The sequence below is a fragment of the Streptomyces sp. NBC_01750 genome (assembly GCF_035918095.1).
Lineage (GTDB): Bacteria > Actinomycetota > Actinomycetes > Streptomycetales > Streptomycetaceae > Streptomyces.
The window spans coordinates 543,892-564,270 of record NZ_CP109137.1 but is presented as its reverse complement, the minus strand read 5'-3'; the positions used below and the strand labels follow the sequence as shown (position 1 = coordinate 564,270).

At 68.3% G+C, this 20,379-nt stretch carries 19 protein-coding genes and 4 pseudogenes; 11 read left to right on the top strand and 12 right to left on the bottom strand.

Annotation, left to right across the window (positions count from 1 at the left end; genetic code table 11):
* The first annotated feature begins 7 nt into the window (after positions 1-7).
* The 3 genes and pseudogenes from dnaK to OG966_RS02580 all read left to right on the top strand — a co-directional run.
* Entirely contained in the window at positions 8-1,882 is a 1,875-nt protein-coding gene (dnaK, locus tag OG966_RS02590; protein WP_326647665.1) for a molecular chaperone DnaK, read from the top strand.
* Entirely contained in the window at positions 1,879-2,511 is a 633-nt protein-coding gene (gene grpE, locus OG966_RS02585; protein ID WP_326647664.1) for a nucleotide exchange factor GrpE, read from the top strand. The genes dnaK and grpE overlap by 4 nt, the downstream gene beginning before the upstream one ends.
* 201 nt (positions 2,512-2,712) lie before the next feature.
* Positions 2,713-3,678: pseudogene (locus OG966_RS02580) on the top strand (AAA family ATPase); the annotation flags it as partial.
* A gap of 238 nt (positions 3,679-3,916) precedes the next feature.
* On the opposite strand, the gene OG966_RS02575 reads toward OG966_RS02580, so the two are convergent.
* Complete coding sequence (locus tag OG966_RS02575) at positions 3,917-4,531, bottom strand: TetR/AcrR family transcriptional regulator (RefSeq protein ID WP_326647663.1); 615 nt, start codon at positions 4,529-4,531, stop codon at positions 3,917-3,919.
* Between the two features lie 127 nt (positions 4,532-4,658).
* Between OG966_RS02575 and OG966_RS02570 the strand changes: the two genes are divergently transcribed.
* The 3 genes from OG966_RS02570 to OG966_RS02560 all read left to right on the top strand — a co-directional run bounded on the left by OG966_RS02570 (position 4,659) and on the right by OG966_RS02560 (position 7,905).
* A complete protein-coding gene (locus OG966_RS02570; protein ID WP_326647662.1) occupies positions 4,659-5,576 on the top strand; it encodes an alpha/beta fold hydrolase in 918 nt (305 codons plus the stop codon).
* A 269-nt stretch (positions 5,577-5,845) separates the two neighbouring features.
* Positions 5,846-6,961: an agmatinase family protein gene (locus OG966_RS02565; RefSeq protein WP_326647661.1), complete on the top strand. Its 1,116-nt coding sequence runs from the start codon at positions 5,846-5,848 to the stop codon at positions 6,959-6,961.
* 569 nt (positions 6,962-7,530) lie between these two features.
* Positions 7,531-7,905 (top strand): hypothetical protein, encoded by a 375-nt coding sequence (locus OG966_RS02560; protein ID WP_326647660.1) that lies wholly within the window; start codon positions 7,531-7,533, stop codon positions 7,903-7,905.
* 152 nt (positions 7,906-8,057) lie between these two features.
* Here the strand turns inward: OG966_RS02560 and OG966_RS02555 are convergent, their stop codons facing one another.
* The 6 genes and pseudogenes from OG966_RS02555 to OG966_RS02530 form a co-directional block, all read right to left on the bottom strand.
* Complete coding sequence (locus tag OG966_RS02555) at positions 8,058-9,020, bottom strand: SDR family NAD(P)-dependent oxidoreductase (protein WP_326647658.1); 963 nt, start codon at positions 9,018-9,020, stop codon at positions 8,058-8,060.
* 62 nt (positions 9,021-9,082) lie between these two features.
* A complete protein-coding gene (locus tag OG966_RS02550; RefSeq protein ID WP_326655559.1) occupies positions 9,083-9,229 on the bottom strand; it encodes a hypothetical protein in 147 nt (48 codons plus the stop codon).
* A gap of 63 nt (positions 9,230-9,292) precedes the next feature.
* Positions 9,293-9,385: pseudogene (locus OG966_RS02545) on the bottom strand (citrate/2-methylcitrate synthase); the annotation flags it as partial.
* Between the two features lie 896 nt (positions 9,386-10,281).
* Positions 10,282-10,473, bottom strand: coding sequence for a hypothetical protein (locus tag OG966_RS02540; protein WP_326647657.1), 192 nt, complete (start codon positions 10,471-10,473; stop codon positions 10,282-10,284).
* A gap of 187 nt (positions 10,474-10,660) precedes the next feature.
* On the bottom strand, positions 10,661-11,074 hold the full coding sequence (locus OG966_RS02535) for a nuclear transport factor 2 family protein (RefSeq protein ID WP_326647656.1): 414 nt from the start codon (positions 11,072-11,074) through the stop codon (positions 10,661-10,663).
* 28 nt (positions 11,075-11,102) lie between these two features.
* Positions 11,103-12,041: an aldo/keto reductase gene (locus OG966_RS02530; protein WP_326647655.1), complete on the bottom strand. Its 939-nt coding sequence runs from the start codon at positions 12,039-12,041 to the stop codon at positions 11,103-11,105.
* A 550-nt stretch (positions 12,042-12,591) separates the two neighbouring features.
* Here OG966_RS02530 and OG966_RS02525 point away from each other — a divergent pair.
* The 3 genes from OG966_RS02525 (at position 12,592) to OG966_RS02515 (ending at position 14,802) form a co-directional block, all read left to right on the top strand.
* Positions 12,592-13,638, top strand: a complete 1,047-nt coding sequence (locus OG966_RS02525) for a type III polyketide synthase (protein ID WP_326647654.1) — start codon at positions 12,592-12,594, stop codon at positions 13,636-13,638.
* Positions 13,639-13,775: 137 nt separating this feature from the next.
* The gene (locus OG966_RS02520; RefSeq protein WP_326647653.1) at positions 13,776-14,444 is read left to right on the top strand and encodes an HAD family hydrolase; all 669 of its coding nucleotides are present in this window, start codon (positions 13,776-13,778) and stop codon (positions 14,442-14,444) included.
* 79 nt (positions 14,445-14,523) lie between these two features.
* Positions 14,524-14,802 carry a hypothetical protein gene (locus OG966_RS02515; protein WP_326647652.1) on the top strand — a complete coding sequence of 93 codons (279 nt, stop codon included), beginning with the start codon at positions 14,524-14,526 and terminating at the stop codon, positions 14,800-14,802.
* A gap of 529 nt (positions 14,803-15,331) precedes the next feature.
* Here OG966_RS02515 and OG966_RS02510 read toward each other — a convergent pair.
* Together OG966_RS02510 and OG966_RS02505 are read right to left on the bottom strand one after the other, a co-directional pair.
* Positions 15,332-16,531 (bottom strand): annotated as a pseudogene (locus OG966_RS02510) (IS4 family transposase); the annotation flags it as partial.
* A gap of 45 nt (positions 16,532-16,576) precedes the next feature.
* Complete coding sequence (locus tag OG966_RS02505) at positions 16,577-17,251, bottom strand: TetR/AcrR family transcriptional regulator (RefSeq protein ID WP_326647651.1); 675 nt, start codon at positions 17,249-17,251, stop codon at positions 16,577-16,579.
* Between the two features lie 118 nt (positions 17,252-17,369).
* Between OG966_RS02505 and OG966_RS02500 the strand changes: the two are divergent.
* Both OG966_RS02500 and OG966_RS02495 read left to right on the top strand, forming a co-directional pair.
* Positions 17,370-18,504: pseudogene (locus OG966_RS02500) on the top strand (FAD-dependent oxidoreductase).
* A 63-nt stretch (positions 18,505-18,567) separates the two neighbouring features.
* Positions 18,568-19,500, top strand: a complete 933-nt coding sequence (locus OG966_RS02495) for a quinone oxidoreductase family protein (protein WP_326647650.1) — start codon at positions 18,568-18,570, stop codon at positions 19,498-19,500.
* Positions 19,501-19,676: 176 nt separating this feature from the next.
* Here OG966_RS02495 and OG966_RS02490 read toward each other — a convergent pair whose 3' ends face one another.
* Genes OG966_RS02490 through OG966_RS02480 form a run of 3 tightly spaced genes read right to left on the bottom strand, consistent with a single transcriptional unit; the run spans position 19,677 to position 20,379 of the window.
* A complete protein-coding gene (locus OG966_RS02490) occupies positions 19,677-19,856 on the bottom strand; it encodes a hypothetical protein (protein ID WP_326647649.1) in 180 nt (59 codons plus the stop codon).
* Entirely contained in the window at positions 19,857-20,228 is a 372-nt protein-coding gene (locus OG966_RS02485) for a transposase (RefSeq protein ID WP_326647648.1), read from the bottom strand.
* A gap of 22 nt (positions 20,229-20,250) precedes the next feature.
* Positions 20,251-20,379, bottom strand: a complete 129-nt coding sequence (locus OG966_RS02480; protein ID WP_257548903.1) for a hypothetical protein — start codon at positions 20,377-20,379, stop codon at positions 20,251-20,253.

Here is a 20,379-nt window from a genome sequence, read left to right as displayed (position 1 = left end):
GAAGACCATGGCGCGTGCAGTAGGCATCGACCTGGGAACGACGAACTCGGTGGTCTGCGTGCTGGAAGGTGGAGAGCCCACTGTCATCACCAACACCGAGGGCGCCCGGACCACTCCGTCGGTGGTCGGATTCGCGAAGAGCGGTGATGTGCTGGTGGGGGAGATTGCCAAACGGCAGGCGGTCACCAACATCGAGCGCACCGCACGATCGGTCAAGCGCCACATGGGTGAGGCGGACTGGCGCTTCCCCGACAGCGGCGACATCGACGGCAAGCGATACACGGCGCAGGAGGTCTCTGCGCGAGTGCTCCAGAAACTCAAGCGCGATGCCGAGGCGTACTTGGGCGAGGACGTGACGGACGCCGTCATCACTGTCCCGGCGTACTTCAACGACTCCCAGCGCACTGCCACCAAGGAGGCCGGGGAGATCGCGGGTCTGAAGGTTCTGCGCATCGTCAACGAGCCGACCGCGGCCGCGCTGGCCTACGGTCTGGACAAGGAGAACGACCAGACCATCCTGGTCTTCGACCTCGGTGGCGGCACCTTCGACGTTTCGCTGCTGGAGATCGGCGACGGCGTCGTCGAGGTGAAGGCCACCAACGGCGATACCCACCTGGGCGGGGACGACTGGGACCAGCGGATCGTGGACTATCTGGCCAAGCAGTTCAACAACGCGTACGGCATCGACCTGTCCAAGGACAAGATGGCCACACAGCGGCTGCGTGAGGCCGCGGAGAAGGCGAAGATCGAGCTGTCGGCGGCGACCGAGACGGACATCAACCTGCCGTATCTGAGCGCGTCGGCCGAGGGCCCGCTGCACCTGGACGAGAAGCTCACCCGGGCTCAGTTCCAGCAGCTCACCGCGGACCTGCTCGAGCGCTGCAAGACCCCGTTCCACAACGCGATCAAGGATGCGGGGATCAAGGTCGGCGACATCGACCACGTGATTCTCGTCGGCGGCTCGACCCGGATGCCCGCGGTGACCGAGCTCGTCAAGGAGCTCACCGGGAAGGATCCGCACAAGGGTGTGAACCCGGACGAGGTCGTCGCCATCGGCGCCGCGCTCCAGGCCGGTGTCCTCAAGGGTGAGGTCAAGGATGTCCTGCTCCTCGACGTGACCCCGCTGTCCCTCGGTATCGAGACCAAGGGCGGCATCATGACCAAGCTCATCGAGCGCAACACCACGATCCCGACCAAGCGGTCCGAGATCTTCACGACGGCCGAGGACAACCAGCCGTCCGTGCAGATCCAGGTCTACCAGGGCGAGCGCGAGATCGCGGCGTACAACAAGAAGCTCGGGATGTTCGAGCTGACCGGTCTGCCGCCGGCCCCGCGCGGGGTCCCGCAGATCGAGGTCGCCTTCGACATCGACGCCAACGGCATCATGCACGTGACCGCGAAGGACCTGGGCACGGGCAAGGAGCAGAAGATGACCGTCACCGGCGGCTCCTCGCTGCCGAAGGACGACATCGACCGGATGGTCCGCGAAGCGGAGCGGCATGCCGAGGACGACCGCCGTCGCCGCGAGGCCGCCGAGAGCCGTAACCAGGGCGAGCAACTCGTCTACCAGACCGAGAAGTTCCTCAAGGACAACGAGGACAAGGTTCCCGGTGATGTGAAGACCGAGGTCGAGACCGCGCTCACCGAGCTGAAGGAGAAGCTCAAGGGCGAGGACACGGCCGAGATCCGTACGGCCACCGAGAAGGTCGCCGCGGTCAGCCAGAAGCTCGGCCAGGCGATGTACGCCAGGGCACAGGCCGAAGGCACACCTGCCGCCGACGCCCCGGCCGGCGAGCAGTCCGGCGAGCAGGCGAAGGCCGAGGACGAGGTCGTCGACGCCGAGATCGTCGACGACGACAAGCGGGAGGGGAGCGCAGGATGAACCGCCCCGAAGATGTTCGTGGCTCCCCGGACCAACCGCTGGGGATCGTCCGGGGCCGGCCGTGCCACACCCCGGCCACACTCCCCACCCGGACTCGTACTCATACACGCACCCGCCACGGCGAGGAGCTGACCGAGCGCGACGGCGCCGGACAGGATCGCACGGTCGAACAGCCTCCGCCCGACGAGGCCGGGCTCGGCGCGGAACTGCGGGAACGTACGGCGGACTTGCAACGACTGAAGGCCGAATACGACAACTACCGCAAGCGAGTACGCCGCGACCGCCTGGCGGTCCGCGAGATCGCCGTGGCCAATGTGCTCGGCCGGCTCCTGCCCGTGCTCGACGCCCTGGCCGAGGCCACTGAACAGGGCGAGGTTACCGGCGGTTTCGAGCGCGTCGCCCTGGCGCTGGAGACCGAACTGGCAGGCCTGGGCTTGCAGTCCTTCGGTGCGGCGGGCGACCTCTTCGACCCGGTCGTACATGAGGCCGTCCGCTACACCGGCAGAGGCCAGGTCGAACACGCCATTTGCGCCGCGGTCTTGCGCAAGGGATACCGGGTCGGCGACCACCTTCTGCGCCCCGCACAGGTGGAGGTCGAACCGCAGTCGACGGACTCGCCGGCCGCATAAGACGGGAACGTCGCCAACTCGCTGCGCACGGGGATGCTGTGAATGCGGCGGCTCTGGCGGGGGCGGCGCCTTGCGGGCTCGGGCGCCGTCGCGGGGGCACTGGCAGGCCCCCCGGCCATGCGTATGGGCTCGTGGGCCAGTTGGGGGAGTGGTGGCCGCATACTGCCCCCGGCCGGCTGTCCAGAGCCTCAAGGCCGCCCCGCGTGGCCGCTGCTCGAAGCGGCCGACCTCGCCGGAGACCTGTGGTCGGTACCCGCCTACCTGCGGAAGTGCGCTCCCTCGCTCAGCCCCGATGACGTACGGCAGCTGCAGCGCGAGGACGCCCAGGCCTGGACAGTATCCGACCTGCCGCTCCTGGACGCGGCTCGGCAGCGGCTCGGCGACCCGGAGGCGTCACTGCGCAAGCGTCGGCACGAGGCCGCCGTCGCCGACGAACGTGCGCGCAGGGCCGACGTCATCGACAGCCTGCTGCAGAACACCCTGATCGACGAGAGCGAAGGCGCGGTGGGGATGCTGCACGGACAGGACCTGCAGGACACCCTGGTCGACGAGAGCGCACTGCCCGGCACCGAACCGGACCTGCTCGCCGGTCCGTTCGCGCACATCGTCGTGGACGAGGCTCAGGAACTGACCGACGCGGAGTGGCAGATGCTGCTGCTCCGGTGCCCGTCCCGGAGCTTCACCATTGTCGGGGACCGCGCCCAGGCCAGGCACGGGTTCACGGAGTCGTGGCAGGAGCGGCTCGAGCGGATCGGGCTCGACCGGATCAACCTGGCCTCCCTGAGCATCAACTACCGGACGCCGGAAGAGGTCATGGCGGAAGCCGAGCCGGTCATCCGGGCAGTGCTCCCGGACGCCAATGTGCCGACCTCCATCCGCAGCAGCGACGTCCCCGTCGTACACGGATCTGTTTCGGATCTGGACTCGATCCTCGACACGTGGCTCGATGCGCATGCCGAAAGGATCACCTGCGTCATCGGCGATCCCACGTTCCGGGCGACGTCCCGCGTCCGGTCGCTGAACCCGGAGCTGTCGAAGGGGCTGGAGTTCGACCTGGCCGTCCTCATCGACCCAGAGGCGTTCGGCAGGGGTATCGAAGGAGCGGTCGACCGCTATGTCGCGATGACCCGAGCGACCCAGCAACTCGTCATCCTCACGAGCTCCTGACGTCGGCCAGGACAAGGTGATCGCCGCCCGCCGATCATGAGGACCGCCACCGAAGGAGTCTGACTGGGCTTCGCGGCCCGCGCCGGGCCGAGCCAGGCGCCGATGACGATCCGGGGCCGGGCATTACGGTGGGACGCGAAGACCTCGTGCGTGGTGGAGCCCAGACACCTCCACCACGCCGGAGGTCTTCGCCATGCTCAAGACCCGCGCGTGTCAACAACGCTCGTGATCCATACACCTAGTCGTCACGCCCGCCCTGGAAAAGCCGGTCCAGGTGGTAGCCCAGCACCGCGTCGGCGGACTCCGGGCCGCGCTGGCCGACCAGGATGCTGGTGCCAAGTCCCGCCGACATGGCGAGCAGGCTGATCGCCTCCGCACGCGCATCCACATCGGGTCCGATGAGCCCGGCGTCCTTCGCCTTCTGCAGCAGCGCGGCCACGGTGTCCTCGGCGGCATTGGGTTTGTCCATGAAGGGCTGGGCGGCAAGCGCCTTGTCCGTGACGGCCAGTACGGCGTACGAGGTGTAGACGAGATGGAAGGTGCGGCTCTCTTCGTCGGTCGGCAGCGACGCCATCATCAGCGCCTCGATCATCGCGCGCGGCCCCGGGTCGTCCCCGGCGGCCCGTACCCGGTCGGCGACCCGCTCGCCGAATTCGCCGGCCAGGTGTTGCAGGCCATAGAGCAGCAACTTCTCCTTGGTCTGGAAGTAGTACTGCACCAGTCGCAGCGACACCCCCGCCTCCGCCGCCACATCGCGCATCCCCACGGCGTGCAATCCGCGCCGCCCGGCGACCCGGACGAGTGCTTCGGCGATCTCAGTGCGCCGTACATCGTGGTCCACGCGCTTGGGCATGTGCCGGGTCTCCGCTCGTCGCTTCCTCTGCTCTGAAGCCTTGTCAGGCGATCTTCATGATACGGCCGTACCGCCATCATGGTACGGTCGTATCACGAAGAACGGATTCTCCCGGAGGTGGCCCACCGTGCCCGAGACCGCGACCCGCGCCCGCACTCAGCGTGATGTCGGCCGCTACGTGAACGACGCCTTGCGTGACCGCTACTTCGCGGCCTGCGATGCGGTCTACGCCCTGGGACCGGCCGCGCGTGCGGAGATGGACGTGGAGACCCGCTTCGGGACCACGCACGTCTACAGGTACGGCCCGACGGACCCCGCTGCCCAATCCCGCACCCCGGTCGTCCTGCTGCACGGGGCGGGCAGTTGCTCCGCCATGTGGTACCCGAACACCGCCGCGCTCTGTGCCGAACGGCCGGTCTACGCGATCGACACCCCGGGCGATCCGGGCCGCAGCGTGCAGCGCGAACCCATCCACCAACCCGAACAAGCCGCACAGTGGCTGGACGAGACGCTTGCCGGCCTCGGCCTTGACCGCGTCCACCTCGTCGGCTCCTCCTACGGCGGATGGCTCGTTCTGAACCAGGCGCACCGCAGGCCCGGCCGCCTTGCCTCGGTCACTCTGCTCGATCCTGGCGGACTCGAGAAGGTGGGTCTCCGCTTCTTCGTATGGATCTTCGCCAGCCTCTTCGCGACCTTCGCACCCAAGGCGCTACGCCCGCGCCTGGCAGCCTGGCTGGAGCAGCCGGTACTCATCGTGCCCGAGTTGCGCACGATGATCAGGGCCGGCGTCCGCGCCTACCGCATACGCCGCCCGGCTCCGCTTCCTCTCACCGAGGACGAACTGCTCACCATCCGCACTCCCCTCTACCTGCTGCTCGGCAGGCGAAGCCTCCTTGTGCACCCGCAGCGGCAAGTGGAGCGCGTCCCGCGCCTGATATCGGGCGCCCGGGCCGAGATCGTCTCAAACACCGGCCACGGACCGCAGATTGACCACGCAGAGCAGATCAACATCCAGATGCTGGGCTTCCTGGACTCCGTCGGATGACCGCCATCGGTTGAACCGATCGCGGACTCCGCGGGAGCCAGGGCGGGTCGACCACCGGCCTTCGACCGGAGGCATGAAGCAACGCGGCCGTTCGACGACGTCCCGGTCCATGTCATCGAATGGACCGTGCTCGCGAGGGACTACCAGTGCGCGCAATGCGCGGCTCGATCGGGCACAAAACGGGCATGGGGCTTCGTCGGCGCGCATCCTGGATGTATGTCCGAGCAGGACCGGAAGCTCCGTCCGTAACCAGCAGTAGGGAGCCAGCCGTGGCAGGCATACCCCGGGATGTCTGGAAGATGGAACTCGACCGCTCGCACGACCCCCAGCGCGAACCCGGGCCGATCAACCTGCAGCGGTACGCCTTCGTCCCCACCTACGCAGGCATCGCCACGTTCTTCGGGGTGCCGCTGTGCCTCAACCAGGACGACCTGCGCGCCGGCCACGTCGACGTGGCGGTCCTCGGGGCCCCGGTCGACATGGGCCTGGGGCACCGGGGGACAGCCTACGGGCCGCGCGCACTCCGGGGCGACGAACGGATCCTGCCCAACACACCGAAGGCGCTGGTCAACCCCAGCACCCGCATCCGGCCGTTCGACGAGCTCACGGTGGTCGACTACGGTGACGCCGCGGTCGACCCATTCAGCATCGACAACTCCATGGAACCGATCCGCGCACTGGTCCGGGAGATCGCCGAGACCGGCGCGATCCCGATCGTGCTCGGCGGGGACCACTCGATCCTCTGGCCGGACGCCGCGGCCCTGGCCGATGTGTACGGGCCGGGCAAGGTCGGAGTGGTCCACTTTGATGCACACCCGGATTGCCACAACGACTTGTTCGGTCACCTGGTCACGCACGCCACACCGATTCGTCGGTTGATCGAGGACGAGCATGTACCGGGGCGCAACTTCCTCCAGATCGGCCTGCGCAGCGCGATGGCACCCGATGACGAGCTGTTCGGCTGGATGCGCGAGCACGGGATGCGCACGCACTTCATGGCCGAGATCGACCGCCGCGGATTCGATGCCGTCCTGGAGCAGGCCATCGCCGAGGCGCTGGACGGGCCGGAGTACCTGTACGTGTCGCTGGACATCGACGTGTTGGACCCGGCCTTCGCCCCGGGCACCGGCGCCCCGGAGCCGCCGGGTCTGACCAACCGGGAGCTGCTACCGGCCATCCGCCGGATCTGCCACGAGACGCCCGTGGTGGGCATGGAGGTCGTCGAGGTCGTCCCGGATCTGGATCCCGGTTACACCACCACGATGAACGCCCGCCGGGCCATCTTCGAGGCGCTGACCGGTATTGCCATGCGCCGCAAGGGCCTGCCCGGGCCCGCCTACCTGGACCCGGCCGTCTCCGGACCGCCGCCAGGACAAGACACGTAGCGCCTCCTGTGGATGGCCGTGCTCTGAGGAGACAGGTTCAACCTGTTGGCCAGGAGCACGTGCCCACCTTGGGAGGGTCTCGGCGCCGGCCTCGGAAGTCCTGGAGGCAGGCCGTGCCCCGCCGGCCCAGCTCGTCGAGGGCTCCTTCGACCTCAGTGGCCTTCTGCCTGGCTCGCATGTCGTCCTGCAGGCTCATCTTGCCCGGCTCCCAGGTGTTTCCGGCTTGGGCCGCGTCATTGGCGATGGTGACTTGGTGGAGCCGAGGGCGTCCGCGACCACGGGGGCGGGCGTCTCCAGGACGTGCACACGTGCTCGGTTCCCCACCACACAGACCGTTATCAACGATCACGGGGTCGACGCACCACCGCCAACCATGCACGAGCCCGCTAGTCCGATCTGATGATTAAGCAGCCTGCTCCGGCCCGGTGCAGCGAACGACCGGCCGTGAGCAGGTCAAGCTCGCCCTCAGGCTCGCACACGTCCCAGTTCATGCACCGAGGAGCAATCAAATGAGTCCTGAGCACGCGACAGCATTCCGCCGCGGGCAGCCGCCCCGTCGAGGCACGTGGATGACCGGCGGCGCGATCGCATCGCTCGCGCTCGTCCTGGCGGCCGGGATCGTCAGCCCGGCTGCGGCGGCGGCACGCGATAGAGGCGAGGCGGATGTGACTGGCGCAACGGGTACCACGAGGGCCATCCCCATCACTGAAGCACAAGGTCCGGTCGTCTCGGTGCCGGCGCACAGCTCTGTCGCGACCCGGGCTGTCTGCCCAGCCGGCCAGACGGCGGTCTCCGGCGGTTGGATCACCAACGCCCCCGGAGTCGTCCCGGGGGAATCCATTCGGAGCACCACCAACACCAGCAACGACACCTGGTTCGTGATTTTCGACAACCCCGGCAGCTTCGCTGTATTTGCGCAGGCCCGAGCGTATTGCTCGCCCTGATGGCATAGCAGCACGGGCGAAGCGCTTGTCGGGCCCGGGCCTGGAAGCATCAAGTCCGACGAGAGCGGTCGGAACCTTCAGCGGTCGTGTAGGTCGACTGTTCGCTCGGACCGGCGACCACCGGCCCATGTACTCGATGCGGAGGGACCCGCTCAGACGGCCGCGAACGCGTCGACACCTGTGAGCTCGGCCGAGAGCTTCCACAGCCGCGCCGCCTGCCCGGGGTCCGTCGCGTAGGCGCGTACGCCCCCGGTGAGCTCACCCTCGCCCGCGGGCTCCGCGATGTCGCAGTCCTCGCAGTAGACGCCGCCCATGCCCGCCAGCTGCGGGGAGGTCGCCGCCCACACCTGCGTCGCCGCACACTGGCCCGGGGTTTTGAACCCGGCAGCTACCGGGTTGCCGTCCTCGTCGATCCAGCCGGCAGCGAGCATCTCCTCCCTGGGCACGTGGCGCCCCAACTGGGTGGCAATGGCGCCCGGGTGCACCGAAAACGCTCGTACACCGGCGTTCCGGCCGAGCGCATCGAGCTGTACGGAGAACAGGGCGTTGGCGGTCTTCGCCTGCCCGTATGCCTGCCACTTGTCGTAGCCGTGCTCGAACTGCACGTCGTCCCAGTGGATGCCCGAGAACTGGTGGCCGTTGGAGGACACCGTGACGACTCGCGCCCCGCCGCGCGCGATCGTCGGCCAGAGCCGGTTGACGAGCGCGTAGTGGCCGAGGTGGTTGGTCGCGAACTGCGCCTCCCAGCCCGGTCCGACTCGTGTCTCGGGGCAGGCCATGACCCCGGCGTTGTTGATCAACAAGTCGATGCTGCGTCCGGAGGCGATGAAGCGTTCGGCGAAACCGCGGACGCTTTCGAGGTCGGAGAGATCCAGTTCGTCGACCTCCACGCTGTCGATGCCGGCGACCGCCTCCTGGGCGGCCGCGCGGCGCCGGGCGGGCACCACGACATGGGCGCCGGCGCCGGCGAGCGCCCGCGTCGTCTCCAGTCCGATGCCCGAGTAGCCGCCGGTGACGATCGCGAACTTTCCGGGCAGGTCGATCCCGTGCAGAACCTCCTCCGTGGTGCTCCGGGCTCCGAAGCCTGACCCGATCCTGTGCTGAGGAGTTGCCATGCTGCCAAGCTACGAGTGGGAACGCGCTCGAAGTCAAACGCGTGGCCGAGCCCGCGCCGGGTTCACTCCGGCGAGGGGGTGCGCGCTGTCACGCTTCCCGCGTCCTCCGTCTCGTCCTCCCCAAAGAGGAAGAAGTCGGAGGAACCCGAAGTGATGAGCTGGACACCGGAGTTGATGCGGTGGGCGTTGGTGACGACACCGAAGGTCACGTTCGGACAGAGAGAGGTTGCGCGAGACGAAGTAGTCGTCGGAGAGGGCGTGCTCCTCCGGCTTGAGCGGTTGGCGCCACAGTCCAGCGGGCCCCACAGGGCGCTGATGCCGGCGGAGATCGAGGCGAACGCGTTCGCCTGCGAGGAGCCCTGCACGGCCGTCGTGCCGCGCGGCGTCATCACACCGTGGCGAACGTGCCCAGGAAGCGGGCAGGTCGGCCGCGCCCATCGTGGCCAGCGGTCGGTTTGCGGCCTTGGCCAGTCAGTCGCCTGGCCATCGCACGGTGATGAGCCCCCGGATCAGGTGTGCTTCGGCGTGCTGTGGGAGGCGTTCGTGGTCGCGGACGCTGCGGCGGGCGTTCGTCAGCCGACGGGCGGCGGCAGCGGATCACCGCACTCCCGGCAGCACCGCCGGGCCCCTGAGAGACGCCGCGGGGCCCCGGCCGGTCGGATATGAGGAGGAAGTCGCCGTGAACTTCGGTTCCGACCGGGGTGACGAGCCCGCGGTCGGGTGAGAAGGCCGGTGGGCAACGATCGATGCGCTTTCCGCGACACCCGGGGCGCCTCTTTTCCCTGGTCGGCGCAGGCCCGCCCGGACCGCCGAGCAGGCCGCTGGTCACGACCTGGCTGGACGGGCCGCGGTCAACGACCTCGGGTTGCTCCGGGCCGCCGGTGTGAGGGAAGAGGGGAAGGCGGAAGGAAGGCGTCCTCCTCCTCGTCCAACGGCGGCAGTTCGACGGTGTAGCGCGGCTGGAGGAACAGATCGTGGTGCTGCGGCGCAGCTGACGAGCCTGCCGTGTTCTGTATGGGCCGGGCAGGATCGTGGTGGGGAGAGGCAGCAGTCATGCACAACCATCCAGAGTTGAGGGCGGCGCGGATTCAAAGCGGAGTGTCGACCCGTGATGATCGGGATCTGTCTACTCCGCGTGCGCCAGTCCATTAGAACCTATTGGAAGGCGGCAGGACGTCAGCCTGCGATGTGAGGAGCGTTGCGGACGGGAGATCCGGTCGCGCGCGCCGGCGTGGGCGAACCGCGGCGCGGCCGTGGGGCGCTACGGGCGGTGCTCGGGTAGAGTGGTCGCGGCGATCTTCATGATCCAGAAGGCCAGAGTTACCTCAGGAAGCTTCTTCATCACGTACCGGCCCTCAGCGGTGCCATCCACCCCGGTGAGGAATTCCGACTGTCCCAAAGCGCCCTCCTGGTTGACCGTCGGCGCTTCATCGCGCGGGGCGGCGAGCGACATGTTGTGTGACGGCGGTGAACGGCATCAGGCGCCCAGCTAGCTACGACCGCGCCTGCGCGCCGGCCTCTCTCCACGCCCTTCGTCTACGCAACATAGGCGGTCTACATCGATGTAGACGAAACGACACGCCGGACGCGCATCGGCCCCGCCGCGCGCCCGCACGGGCCTGGCGGGATCCGACCGGCGTTCAGGGCGCCACGGGTTCGGCACCGGTCAGGGACCGGTCGAGGAGCCGCGGGTCATAAGCGTGCTCCCAGTGCTCGACGATCCGGCCGTCCCTGAAGCGCCACAGCCCGCAGAAGGGCATCGCGATGTCCCGGCGGTCGCGATGTGCTCGCAGTATCCCGAGCACCGCTCCGAATTCGTCGTTGGCCGTGATGTGCTCCACGTCCATGACCAGGGTGTGGCCTGTCAGGCGGATGAGGTCGCGTTCATGCGCCAGGACAGCTTCCTTGCCCTGTACCTTCGACGGCCGGCCGACGATCCCGCGCTGCGCGGTGTGCAGCACCACGTCGTCGTCGACGTAGTCGGCTATGCGCGAAAGGTCTGCGTATACGGAGCGCAGAACGGTGGCATTGGGGTGCACGTGTGAGGTGTCCATGAGTCCTCCGTCGTCGCGTGGTTGACGCTCACCGCACCGGCACGGGGGTGGTGTCGGCGGACCGGCAGCGGTCGACCTCGTAGGTGATGGTCTTCCAGTCGCTGTCGCTCAGCCGGATGTCGGCCGCGCGCATGTTGTCTTCCAGGTGGGTGAGAGAAGTGGTGCCCGGGATCAGCAGGGTGGCCGGTGAGCGGTGCAGCAGCCAGGCCAGGGCGAGCTGCGAGGCCGTCACGCCGTACCGCGCGGCGATCGGGGTGAGCAGTCCGTCAGGCCCGACGAGCTCTCCGTGCCCCATGGGAAACCAGGAGATGAAGGCGATACCGTGCTCCTCCGCGTAGCGCAGGGCGTCTTCACCGACGCGATCGGCGATGTTGTAGCGGTTCTCCACTGCGACGAGGGCCGCGGTCTCGCGTGCCTGCTCCAGTTGCTCCACAGTGACTCCGGGCTGTCCGGAAATACCGATGTGGCGGATCTTTCCCTGCTCCTGGAGCCTGACCAGTTCTCCGAGCTGGTCGGCCAGCGGGACGGCCGGATCGATGCTGTGCAGCTGGTACAGGTCGATGCGCTCCACGCCGAGGTTGCGCAAACTCATCTCGACCTGCTGGCGAAGGTATTCCGGACGGCCCAGAGGGACGATGTACAACTCGCCCTCGTCGGGCCAGTCATCCGGCCCGGAGCGCAGCATGCCGCCCTTCGTGGAGATCACCAGTTCTTCGGGGTAGGGATGCAGGGCTTCACGGATGATGCGTTCGTTGTCGCCGGGCCCATAGGCATCGGCGGTGTCGATGAAGGTGACACCCAGGTCCACGGCACGACGGAGCACAGCGATGGCGTTGTCGGGCTCCTCGGGTGGCCCCCACATACCGGGGCCGGTGAGGTGCATCGCGCCGAAGCCGAGGCGGTTGATCGTCAGGTCGCCGCCGATGGTCAGCTGCTTGGAACTCTCCGGGGGTGCTGGGCGCATCATGTGGTGGTCCTTCCAGGCCGGACAGCGCAACGGGCAGGGGCAGGCAGCGTGGGCGTACCACGGTTGGTCCGCATGCCGAGTCAGATCCCGACGTGCCGCCGGTCCCCGGCGATCAGACGGCCTCGTTATCGGCGCCTTCGCCGTCCATCAGCGGCATGGAGCGCACAGGACGGCTGCGCAGGCCGAACGAGTCCACCGTCCACTTCAACCGACCCGCTTGCCCACGACCAGCCGCAATGCTCCGAACGGGTGACTCTCGCGTCGCATGCGAACCGTGCCGCGGTCGGCATGCAGGGGACACCCGCCTGGCGTAGCGTTGTGGTTCGGCAGCCAAGCACGTCGTGGACGCGATCCAGGCGTATGGCGAGAGCTCTGCTCTCGACGGTCGACCTCTCCGCACCGTCTCAGGAATGTCGGCCTCAACTCCGCCGGACCCACTGGGCACTCTTCAGCCCGCCGCGCGCACAAAGCCGCGGCGCATGTCACCTGGCGATGACCCAAATCCGGCCAAGGCTGCGCCGTATGACCATCAGACGCTGGGAGGAGATCCATGACGGTTCTGTGCAAACCGGCAGTGACGGTGCCCGACCACGTGATCACCAACGAGGAAACCCTCGAACTGGCAACGCGATTGCATAGCACCCATCCACAACTCCCCCTGATCCTCAGTCTGATCGCGCACACCGGGGTGCGGAAGCGACATCTGATCCAGCCGGTAGAAGAGGTGCTGCGGCACCCGGGGTTCGATGCACGCAGCGCCGTCTACGAAGCCGAATCCAAGGCCCGCGTGCCGGCTGTTGTGCGCAAGGCGCTGGATCACGCGCAACTCGAGCCACAGGAGATCGACCTGATCGTCTACGTCTCCTGCACAGGCTTCATGATGCCGTCGTTGACCGCATGGCTGATCAACACGATGGGTTTCCGCTCCGAGACACGGCAGCTGCCCATCGCACAACTCGGATGCGCCGGGGGCGGTGCGGCCGTCAACCGTGCCCACGACTTCTGCACGGCGTATCCCGACGCCAACGTTCTCGTCGTCGCATGCGAGTTCTGCTCGTTGTGCTACCAGCCCAGCGACCTGAGCGTGGGATCGCTGCTGTCCAACGGCCTGTTCGGCGACGGGATTGCCGCTGTGGCGGTCCGAGGCAACGGTGGCACCGGCGTCCGACTGGAAATCAACGGCTCGTACCTCATCCCTCACACCGAGGACTGGATCTCCTACGCGGTCCGGCCGACGGGGTTCCACTTCCAGCTCGACAAGCGCGTGCCCGGGACGATGGAGCCGCTCGCCCCGGCGCTGCGTGCCGTTGCCGAACAGAATCAGTGGAACGCCTCCAAGCTGGACTTCTACATCATCCACGCGGGCGGTCCGCGGATCCTGGACGACCTGAGCCGCTTCCTCGACGTACACCCCGAGGCGTTCCGCTTCAGTCGCGCCACGCTCACCGAGTACGGCAACATCGCCAGTGCTGTGGTGCTCGATGCCCTGGGCCGGATGTTCGACGAGGCATCAGCTCTCGAGGGGCAAAGAGGGCTGCTGGCCGGTTTCGGGCCCGGCATCACCGCCGAGATGAGTCTCGGCACCTGGACCGGCTAGGAGCATGGGTCGGCAGTCGAAGCTGCGTCGCTCCGATCGAGCAGCAGCACACCGCGGTCCCTGGTCAATTGGTCATCGCCCGGCCAAAGGGCTGTCCCGCAGCTGCTCGCTCCGTGGGCTGATGGCATGATCGCGGCGTGAACAGCTATCCAGCACAGCCCCTTCCGGGGAAGTACGTCCTGTTTGATGTCGACGGTACGCTGATCGACGCCGTGGACAACCAGCGCCGGGTCTGGACAACGTGGGCGGCGCGACACGGACTGGACCCGGATGAGGTGTATCGACTGGCGCTACGAACGCGGCCCATGGAGACGTTCGCGGCCGTTGCCCCGGATCGGGATCCGCGAGAGTGTCTGGCTGCGCTGCATGAACTGGAGGATGAGGACGTCCGCTCCGGCGTCTATACGGCGTTCGAAGGCGCGTCGGAGCTGCTCTCCGCCCTGCCGTCGGGGCGCTGGGGGCTGGTGACTTCGAACTACGAACACCGGGTGCGCGGGCGATTCGTCCGCACAGGTCTGCCCGTTCCGGACGTCCTCGTGGATGCCGCTGCCGTCGAGGAGGGCAAGCCCTCGCCGGTCCCTTATCTGCTGGCCGCGAAGTGCCTCGGTGCCGCGCCGGAGGAATGTCTGGTTGTTGAGGACGCGCCTTCGGGGGTGACGTCCGGGCTGCGTGCCGGCATGACGGTGTGGGGAGTCAATGCTCCTGTCGCGGTGGATGGCGTGCACCGCCACTTCGAGAGTCTGAGCGAGGCAGTGCCTGCAATCCTCGCTTTCGTGTCCGGAACACCCAAGGACTCCGTGGCCTGAGCGTTTCCCCTCCCGGGGCCCGCCGGGGGCCAGCCGCGCTTGCGCCCAGCACGTGCAAAGCCCGCCTGAGCGCCTGTGGATGCGGCCCCTGCGTGACGTGGATGCGGCCGACATGGTCACGAGCGTCTTCACGCTCCTGATGCTGCCCACGCTCTTCTCACAGAGCGAGCGCTGGTCCGCCACCGTCAACCACGCGATGCCGGTCACCGCCTGGAAGCGCCTGGTCCAGAACTGGTCCCCGGATCCCGGCTCCCTCGCCTACACCGCCACCGTCCCCGGCTCCTGGATCGTGTACACACTCTGGCCGCTGATCGCAGTCGCACTCGCAGTGGTCGTCGTGCGACGCCGCGACGTGTGAACCTGCCTCCAGGGCGCGCATATCGCGCTCTGGAGACACATGTGTCCCCTCTCAATGGATCTTGCTTCGCGACAATTCCCTCACCGGCAGCGACGCGAGGTCCGGTGAGACGGTGTCAGGCGGGTGTCTCACGATCTCCCGTTCCCGGGCATCGGATCAGAGCGGTCGTCTCAGTTCATCGTGCTTCCAGCAGCTCAGCCGACGGCTGAAACCCGGCCCGTCGGTGGAGAGGGGCGCTGCGCTCAGACGGCCGGACGATGAGGACGTCCATGCCTGGCCGGCGCGGCCAACTAGAGGCAATACCGGTGATTTAGGTTGTCTTCCGGCGGGTCGGTCTGGCCTTGGTCGGCCCGACCAGGGTCACGCGGGGAGTGTCCGGCCGGGGCGGATTGTGGTGCTCGGCGCGTTTGAGCTTCCAGTTGGACATCTTGCGTTTGATGACGCGGGGGCTGGAGCGCAACCGCCGGGGTGCCAAGAGCCGTTCGCGGATCTCATGCAGGGCCGTGACCAGTGCCCGGGCCAGCCGGGAGGGGGAAAATGCCGCCTGGTCGGTGACGTGGCGGCGGACGACGCGCAGGGTGCGGGTGAAGGAAATCCGGTCCGGGTCCTGCTCGGATTGCTGTGCGGCCTGGTGCATTAGGTCTCGCAGTGCGTGGTGCACCAGCAGGAAGGCGAAGATCTCCTGCTCGGCGCCGCGGGGGTGCTGGGAGCGTAGGACGAGGCGGGGGCCTCCGAGATGAGTCTTGATCTCATCCAGCGTGCTCTCGATCTCCCATCGCTGGGCGTACAGCGCGGCCAGCGAGGCGGCAGGGCCGGCTTTCGGGTCGAGGATGGTGGTGATCAGCCGGTACACCGTGTCGCTGCCGTCGCGGCCGAGCGTGTACTCGATTACCCGGACCCGGGCCGGGTCCGCGCGACGGTTCTTGTCCCGGGCCGCAACAATCTCCGAGAGGTAGGAGCCGTCCTCCAGCAGGGCCCGGACGGGGAGTACGGCGTCGTTCCTGACCCGCCACAGCAGGTCGGCGCCGGTTGCGGCGGCGGCCCGCCACAGGTCGAAGCCGCGAAAGCCCCGGTCGGCCAGCAGTAGCATGCCCGGCGTCAGTGAGCTGAACAGGCGCTGGGCCAGCTCGGTTTCATGGACAGCCAGCGGTCCCGCCTCCGCCGCGAAGACAGCGTGGGTGCCGCACTCGGCCAGCGCGGCCACCCTCACCTGCGGATAGGCGCTCTTCTCCTGTCCGCGGCTGACTCCCGGGCGGCCGAAGAAGGCGGCATTGGCCTCGGTGTCCGGCACGTCGAAGGTGGTGCCGTCCACCGCGACCAGCCGCCACCCCCGATACCAGGCCCCGCTCGTGTCCTCGGTCGCCACCGGCCGGCACACCCGGGCAAACAGTGCCTTTAGCGGCTCCGGGCCCAGTCGCAGACGGGCCCGGCCGATCGCCGCGGTGGTCGGCACCTGCCAGGTCCCCTTCCACCGGCCCATCCGCTCCAGTCCGTGCGTCAGGAGTCGGGCGACCTCCTCATAGCCCTGCCCGGAGAACAGACACATCGCCAGCACGAAATAGACCACCACCCGGGCGGGCAGCAGCCGTTGGCGCTGCTCGACCCGGCCACATCCCGCGACCACCTCATCCACCAACTCCGGCGGAAACGCGCGGGTCAGCACCCCAATCGCGATCCGATCCGAAAATCGGTCATCCGACGACGACTTCACCTGTCCGGGCCTTGGCACACCACACCCAACGACCCGAAAACCCCAAAGTCACCGGTATTGCAACTAGAGGAGCGTCGCCGTGATTCCGGAGAGGATGAGATCGAGGCCGGCGAGGAATTCGGTGCGGTCGTCGTGCTCGCGGAGTCGGTCGGCGGCGCTCCGGATGAAGGCGTATTCGTCAGGGTCGAGCTCGGCCCAGGCGACCGACACGTTGTCGAGGAACTCGGCCCGCGTGGCGCCCGGCTCATGTGCGCGGGCGTTCGCGGCGTTCTGTCCGCCCACGCCGAGGATGTAGTTGAACAACGCGGAAGCCGACGTGAACTCGGCGCTGGGAGGGACCCCGAGCGCGCGGACCAGCCGCCCGATCCTTTCGAAGACCCGCAGCATCGCCGACTGCCACGGGGCACGGGCAAGCTGCGTCCCGACCCACGGGTGGGCGTCGATCGCGTCGAACACGCCGAGCGCGAGGGCACGAACCGCTTCCTGCGGTGTTGCGTCGGCGCTGCTGAGGGACATGGCGTCGGCGACGACGGCATCCGTCGCGGCACCGAGCACTTCGTCCTTGCCGGTGATGTGCCAGTAGATGGCTCCGGGCCCGGTGGCGAGGCGTTCGGCCAGGGCCCGGAACGTGAGTCCTCTCTCGCCCGACGCGTCGAGGAGTTCGACCGCTGCCTGGACGATGAGCTCCCGGGAGAGAGGTTCCTCGCGCCGCTCCGAGCGCCGGGTCCTGGTTTCCATGGGCCCATCCTCACACACCTGGAACACCGTTCCAGCTTGACAGTTCCATTCTCTTCTGGAATGACATTCCAGAAGGTCCGGGCCGTCGCCTGGGCGCTGTCCCATCGGAGGAACCACCATCACCACCCCAGTTACGATCATCGGCGCAGGTCTCGGAGGCCTCACGCTCGCCCGGGTCCTCCACGCCCACGGCATCCCGGCAACGATCTACGAGGCCGAGACGACACCGCCGCCCGCACACAGGGCGGCATACTCGACATCCACGACTACAACGGGCAGCCGGCCCTCAAGGCGGCCGGCCTGTTCGAGGAGTTCCTCGGACTCATCCACAAGGGCGGCGAGGCGTCACGGGTCCTCGACAAGGACGGGACCGTCCTGCTCGACGAGCCCGACGACGGTACAGGCGGCCGCCCCGAGGTCCACCGCGGCGACCTGCGCCGGATCCTGCTCGACTCGCTGCCGGTTGGCACGATCGCCTGGGGGCACAAGCCGCCGCAGTCCGCCCCCTCAGCGACGGCCGCCACGAGGTGGCGTTCTCGGACGGATCGAGCGTGACGACCGGCCTGTTGGTCGGAGCGGGCGGCGCGTGGTCGCGGATCCGTCCGCTGCTTTCCGACGCGAAGCCCGAGTACGTCGGCACATCCTTCATCGAGACGTACCTATTCGAAGCCGACACCCGCCACCCTGCCGGCGCGCGGGCAGTCGGCGGTGGAGCCCTGTTCGCGCTCGCACCCGGCAAGGGAATCCTCGCCCACCGCGAGCCCGGCGGCGTCCTGCACACCTACGTGGCACTCGGCAAGCCACAGGCGTGGATCACCGGCATCGACTTCACCGACGCGCGCGCGGCCGCTGCCCGGGTCGCCGAGGAGTTCGCAGGCTGGGCCCCGGAACTCACCGCCCTGATCACGGACGGCGAGACCCCGCCCAACCCGCGCACCATCAACGCCCTGCCCATCGGCCACCGGTGGAACCGCGTGCCCGGGGTGACGCTGCTGGGCGTCGCCGCCCACTTGATGTCGCCCTTCGCCGGAGAGGGCGCCAACCTCGCCATGTACGACGGCGCCGAACTCGGGAATGCCATCGCCGCCCACCCCGAGGACATCGAGGCCACGCTCACGGCCTACGAGAACGCCCTGTTCCCTCGCAGCGCAGCCGCTGCCACCGAGGCCGCACGCAACCACAAGATCTGCTTCGGCACCAACGCCCCGCACAGCCTCGTCAACCTCCTCACCGGCGACGAGCAGGCCGAATGAGCAACGACCGCCTGCCAAGGCGGCTTCGACACCGAACAGTCCACAGAGAAGGAGAGGCGCACCATGCGCGCAGTGATGATCCACAAGGCGGACGGACCCGACGCCATCACCGTCGGTGAACGCCCGGTTCGCCAGCCCGGGCCCGGCGAAGTCCTCCTCCGGGTCCGCGCCGCCGCGGTGAACCCGGCGGACATCGTGATGTGGCGGACCCTCGGCGGCGGCTCCGTCCAGCCGCCGTTCACCGCAGGCATGGACGCGGCCGGCGTCGCCGAGGCCGTCGGCCCCGGCGTCGACCACATCGCAGCCGGGCAGCGGGCCATGGCCGCAGTGTTCCCCCGCCGCCCCGAGGGCGGGGCCCAGGCCGAACTCGTTGTCGTCCCGGCAGCCTCGGTCGTCCCGATCCCCGAAGCTCTCGACTCCGTCGCAGCCTCGACGCTGCCGATGAACGGGCTCACCGCCCTCGAAGGACTGCACGCACTCGGCCTCCCGCCCCGCGCGACGCTCGCCATCACCGGCGGCGCAGGCCTGCTGGCCTCCTATGCGATCCCGCTCGCCAAGCAGGCCGGGCTGCGGGTGATCGCTGACGCGGCCCCGCAGGACGCCGACCTCGTCGCCTCCTTCGGAACTGATGTCGTCGTCCCCCGCGGAGACGGGTTCAACCAGGCCGTGCGCCAGGCCGCCCCCGGCGGGGCCGACGGACTCCTGGACACTGCAGCGCTCACCGAGGCGGTGGTGCCCGCGATCCGCGACCGCGGCGTCGTCGCCGTCGTCCGCGGCTGGAACGGCCCCGGACCCGAGCGCGGGATCCAGGTGAGCCGCGTGAGTGTCGGGAACGCCCTTCAGAACACGGACTGGCTCCGGCAGCTCGCCGACCACGCCGCCGCGGGACGCATCCGACTGCGGGTGGCCGGTGTCCACGCACCCGAAGCAGCCCTGGACGGCTACCTGCGCATGGAGGCAGGCGGCCTCCGCGGTCGGACCGTGATCGCTTTCTGACCCTCCGATCCGGCAATGGTCAGCCAACGCCGGGAAGTTGGACCAGGTTCCTGAGAAGCTGTGTCACATCCTTTTTTCGCAGGTCACGGAGGCGTGAAGGATGTAGTGATCCCGCTTGCCGTTCGGTTGGGCGTCGATGGTCGCCGTTCCGAACGGCAGCGGCAGCGCGCTGGTCTTCAGGCGGCTGCGAGAGTGGCTGGCAACGCCTCGGTCTGGCGGCGGGGGCGGGCCGGGCGGCGGGACATGAGAGTGATGAACGCCCACTGGATATGGGATTCGGCATGGGCCATCAGACGTTCGTAGTCCCTCGCGTTGCGCCGGGCCCGCATCGTCCACGAGTTACTCCGTTCCACCATCTACCTCTTCGGCAGCAGAACGAAGCCCTTGGCGTCCTTGGGGCGGGGGACTACCTTGATCGTGATGCCCAGGGTGTCCCGGGCCCAGGTGCTGAACTCCTCGCCTCCGTAGCCGTTGTCCGACCAGACCAGGACGATTTCGGGGTGTTCGGCGTGGAGGCGGGTGAGCAGGATGCGGGCCGCGTCGCGGTCGGGGACGTCGGCGGGTGTGACGAGCAGGCCGTCCTGGGCAACGATGAGATGTCGCTTCCTGCCGTTGATGCTTGTTCGCGTCGTATCCGCGCGTCGCGTTCGACACGGTCTCATCGCCACCCAGTCCCGCCCTAGCTTGACCAGCTCGTCGTAACGATCCCGGGTCACACTTCCCACCACCAGCACAGGCTAAGAGGGTGTCTCACGTGGCAAGTTTCGCGAGCTTCTTGTAGCAGGTCAGGGCGGCGGCCATGGCCAGGCCTCGGCTCTGCCAGTCGTTGCGGACCACGTACGGGATCTTGAGACCACGAGCAGCCCATGGCAGGCTCAT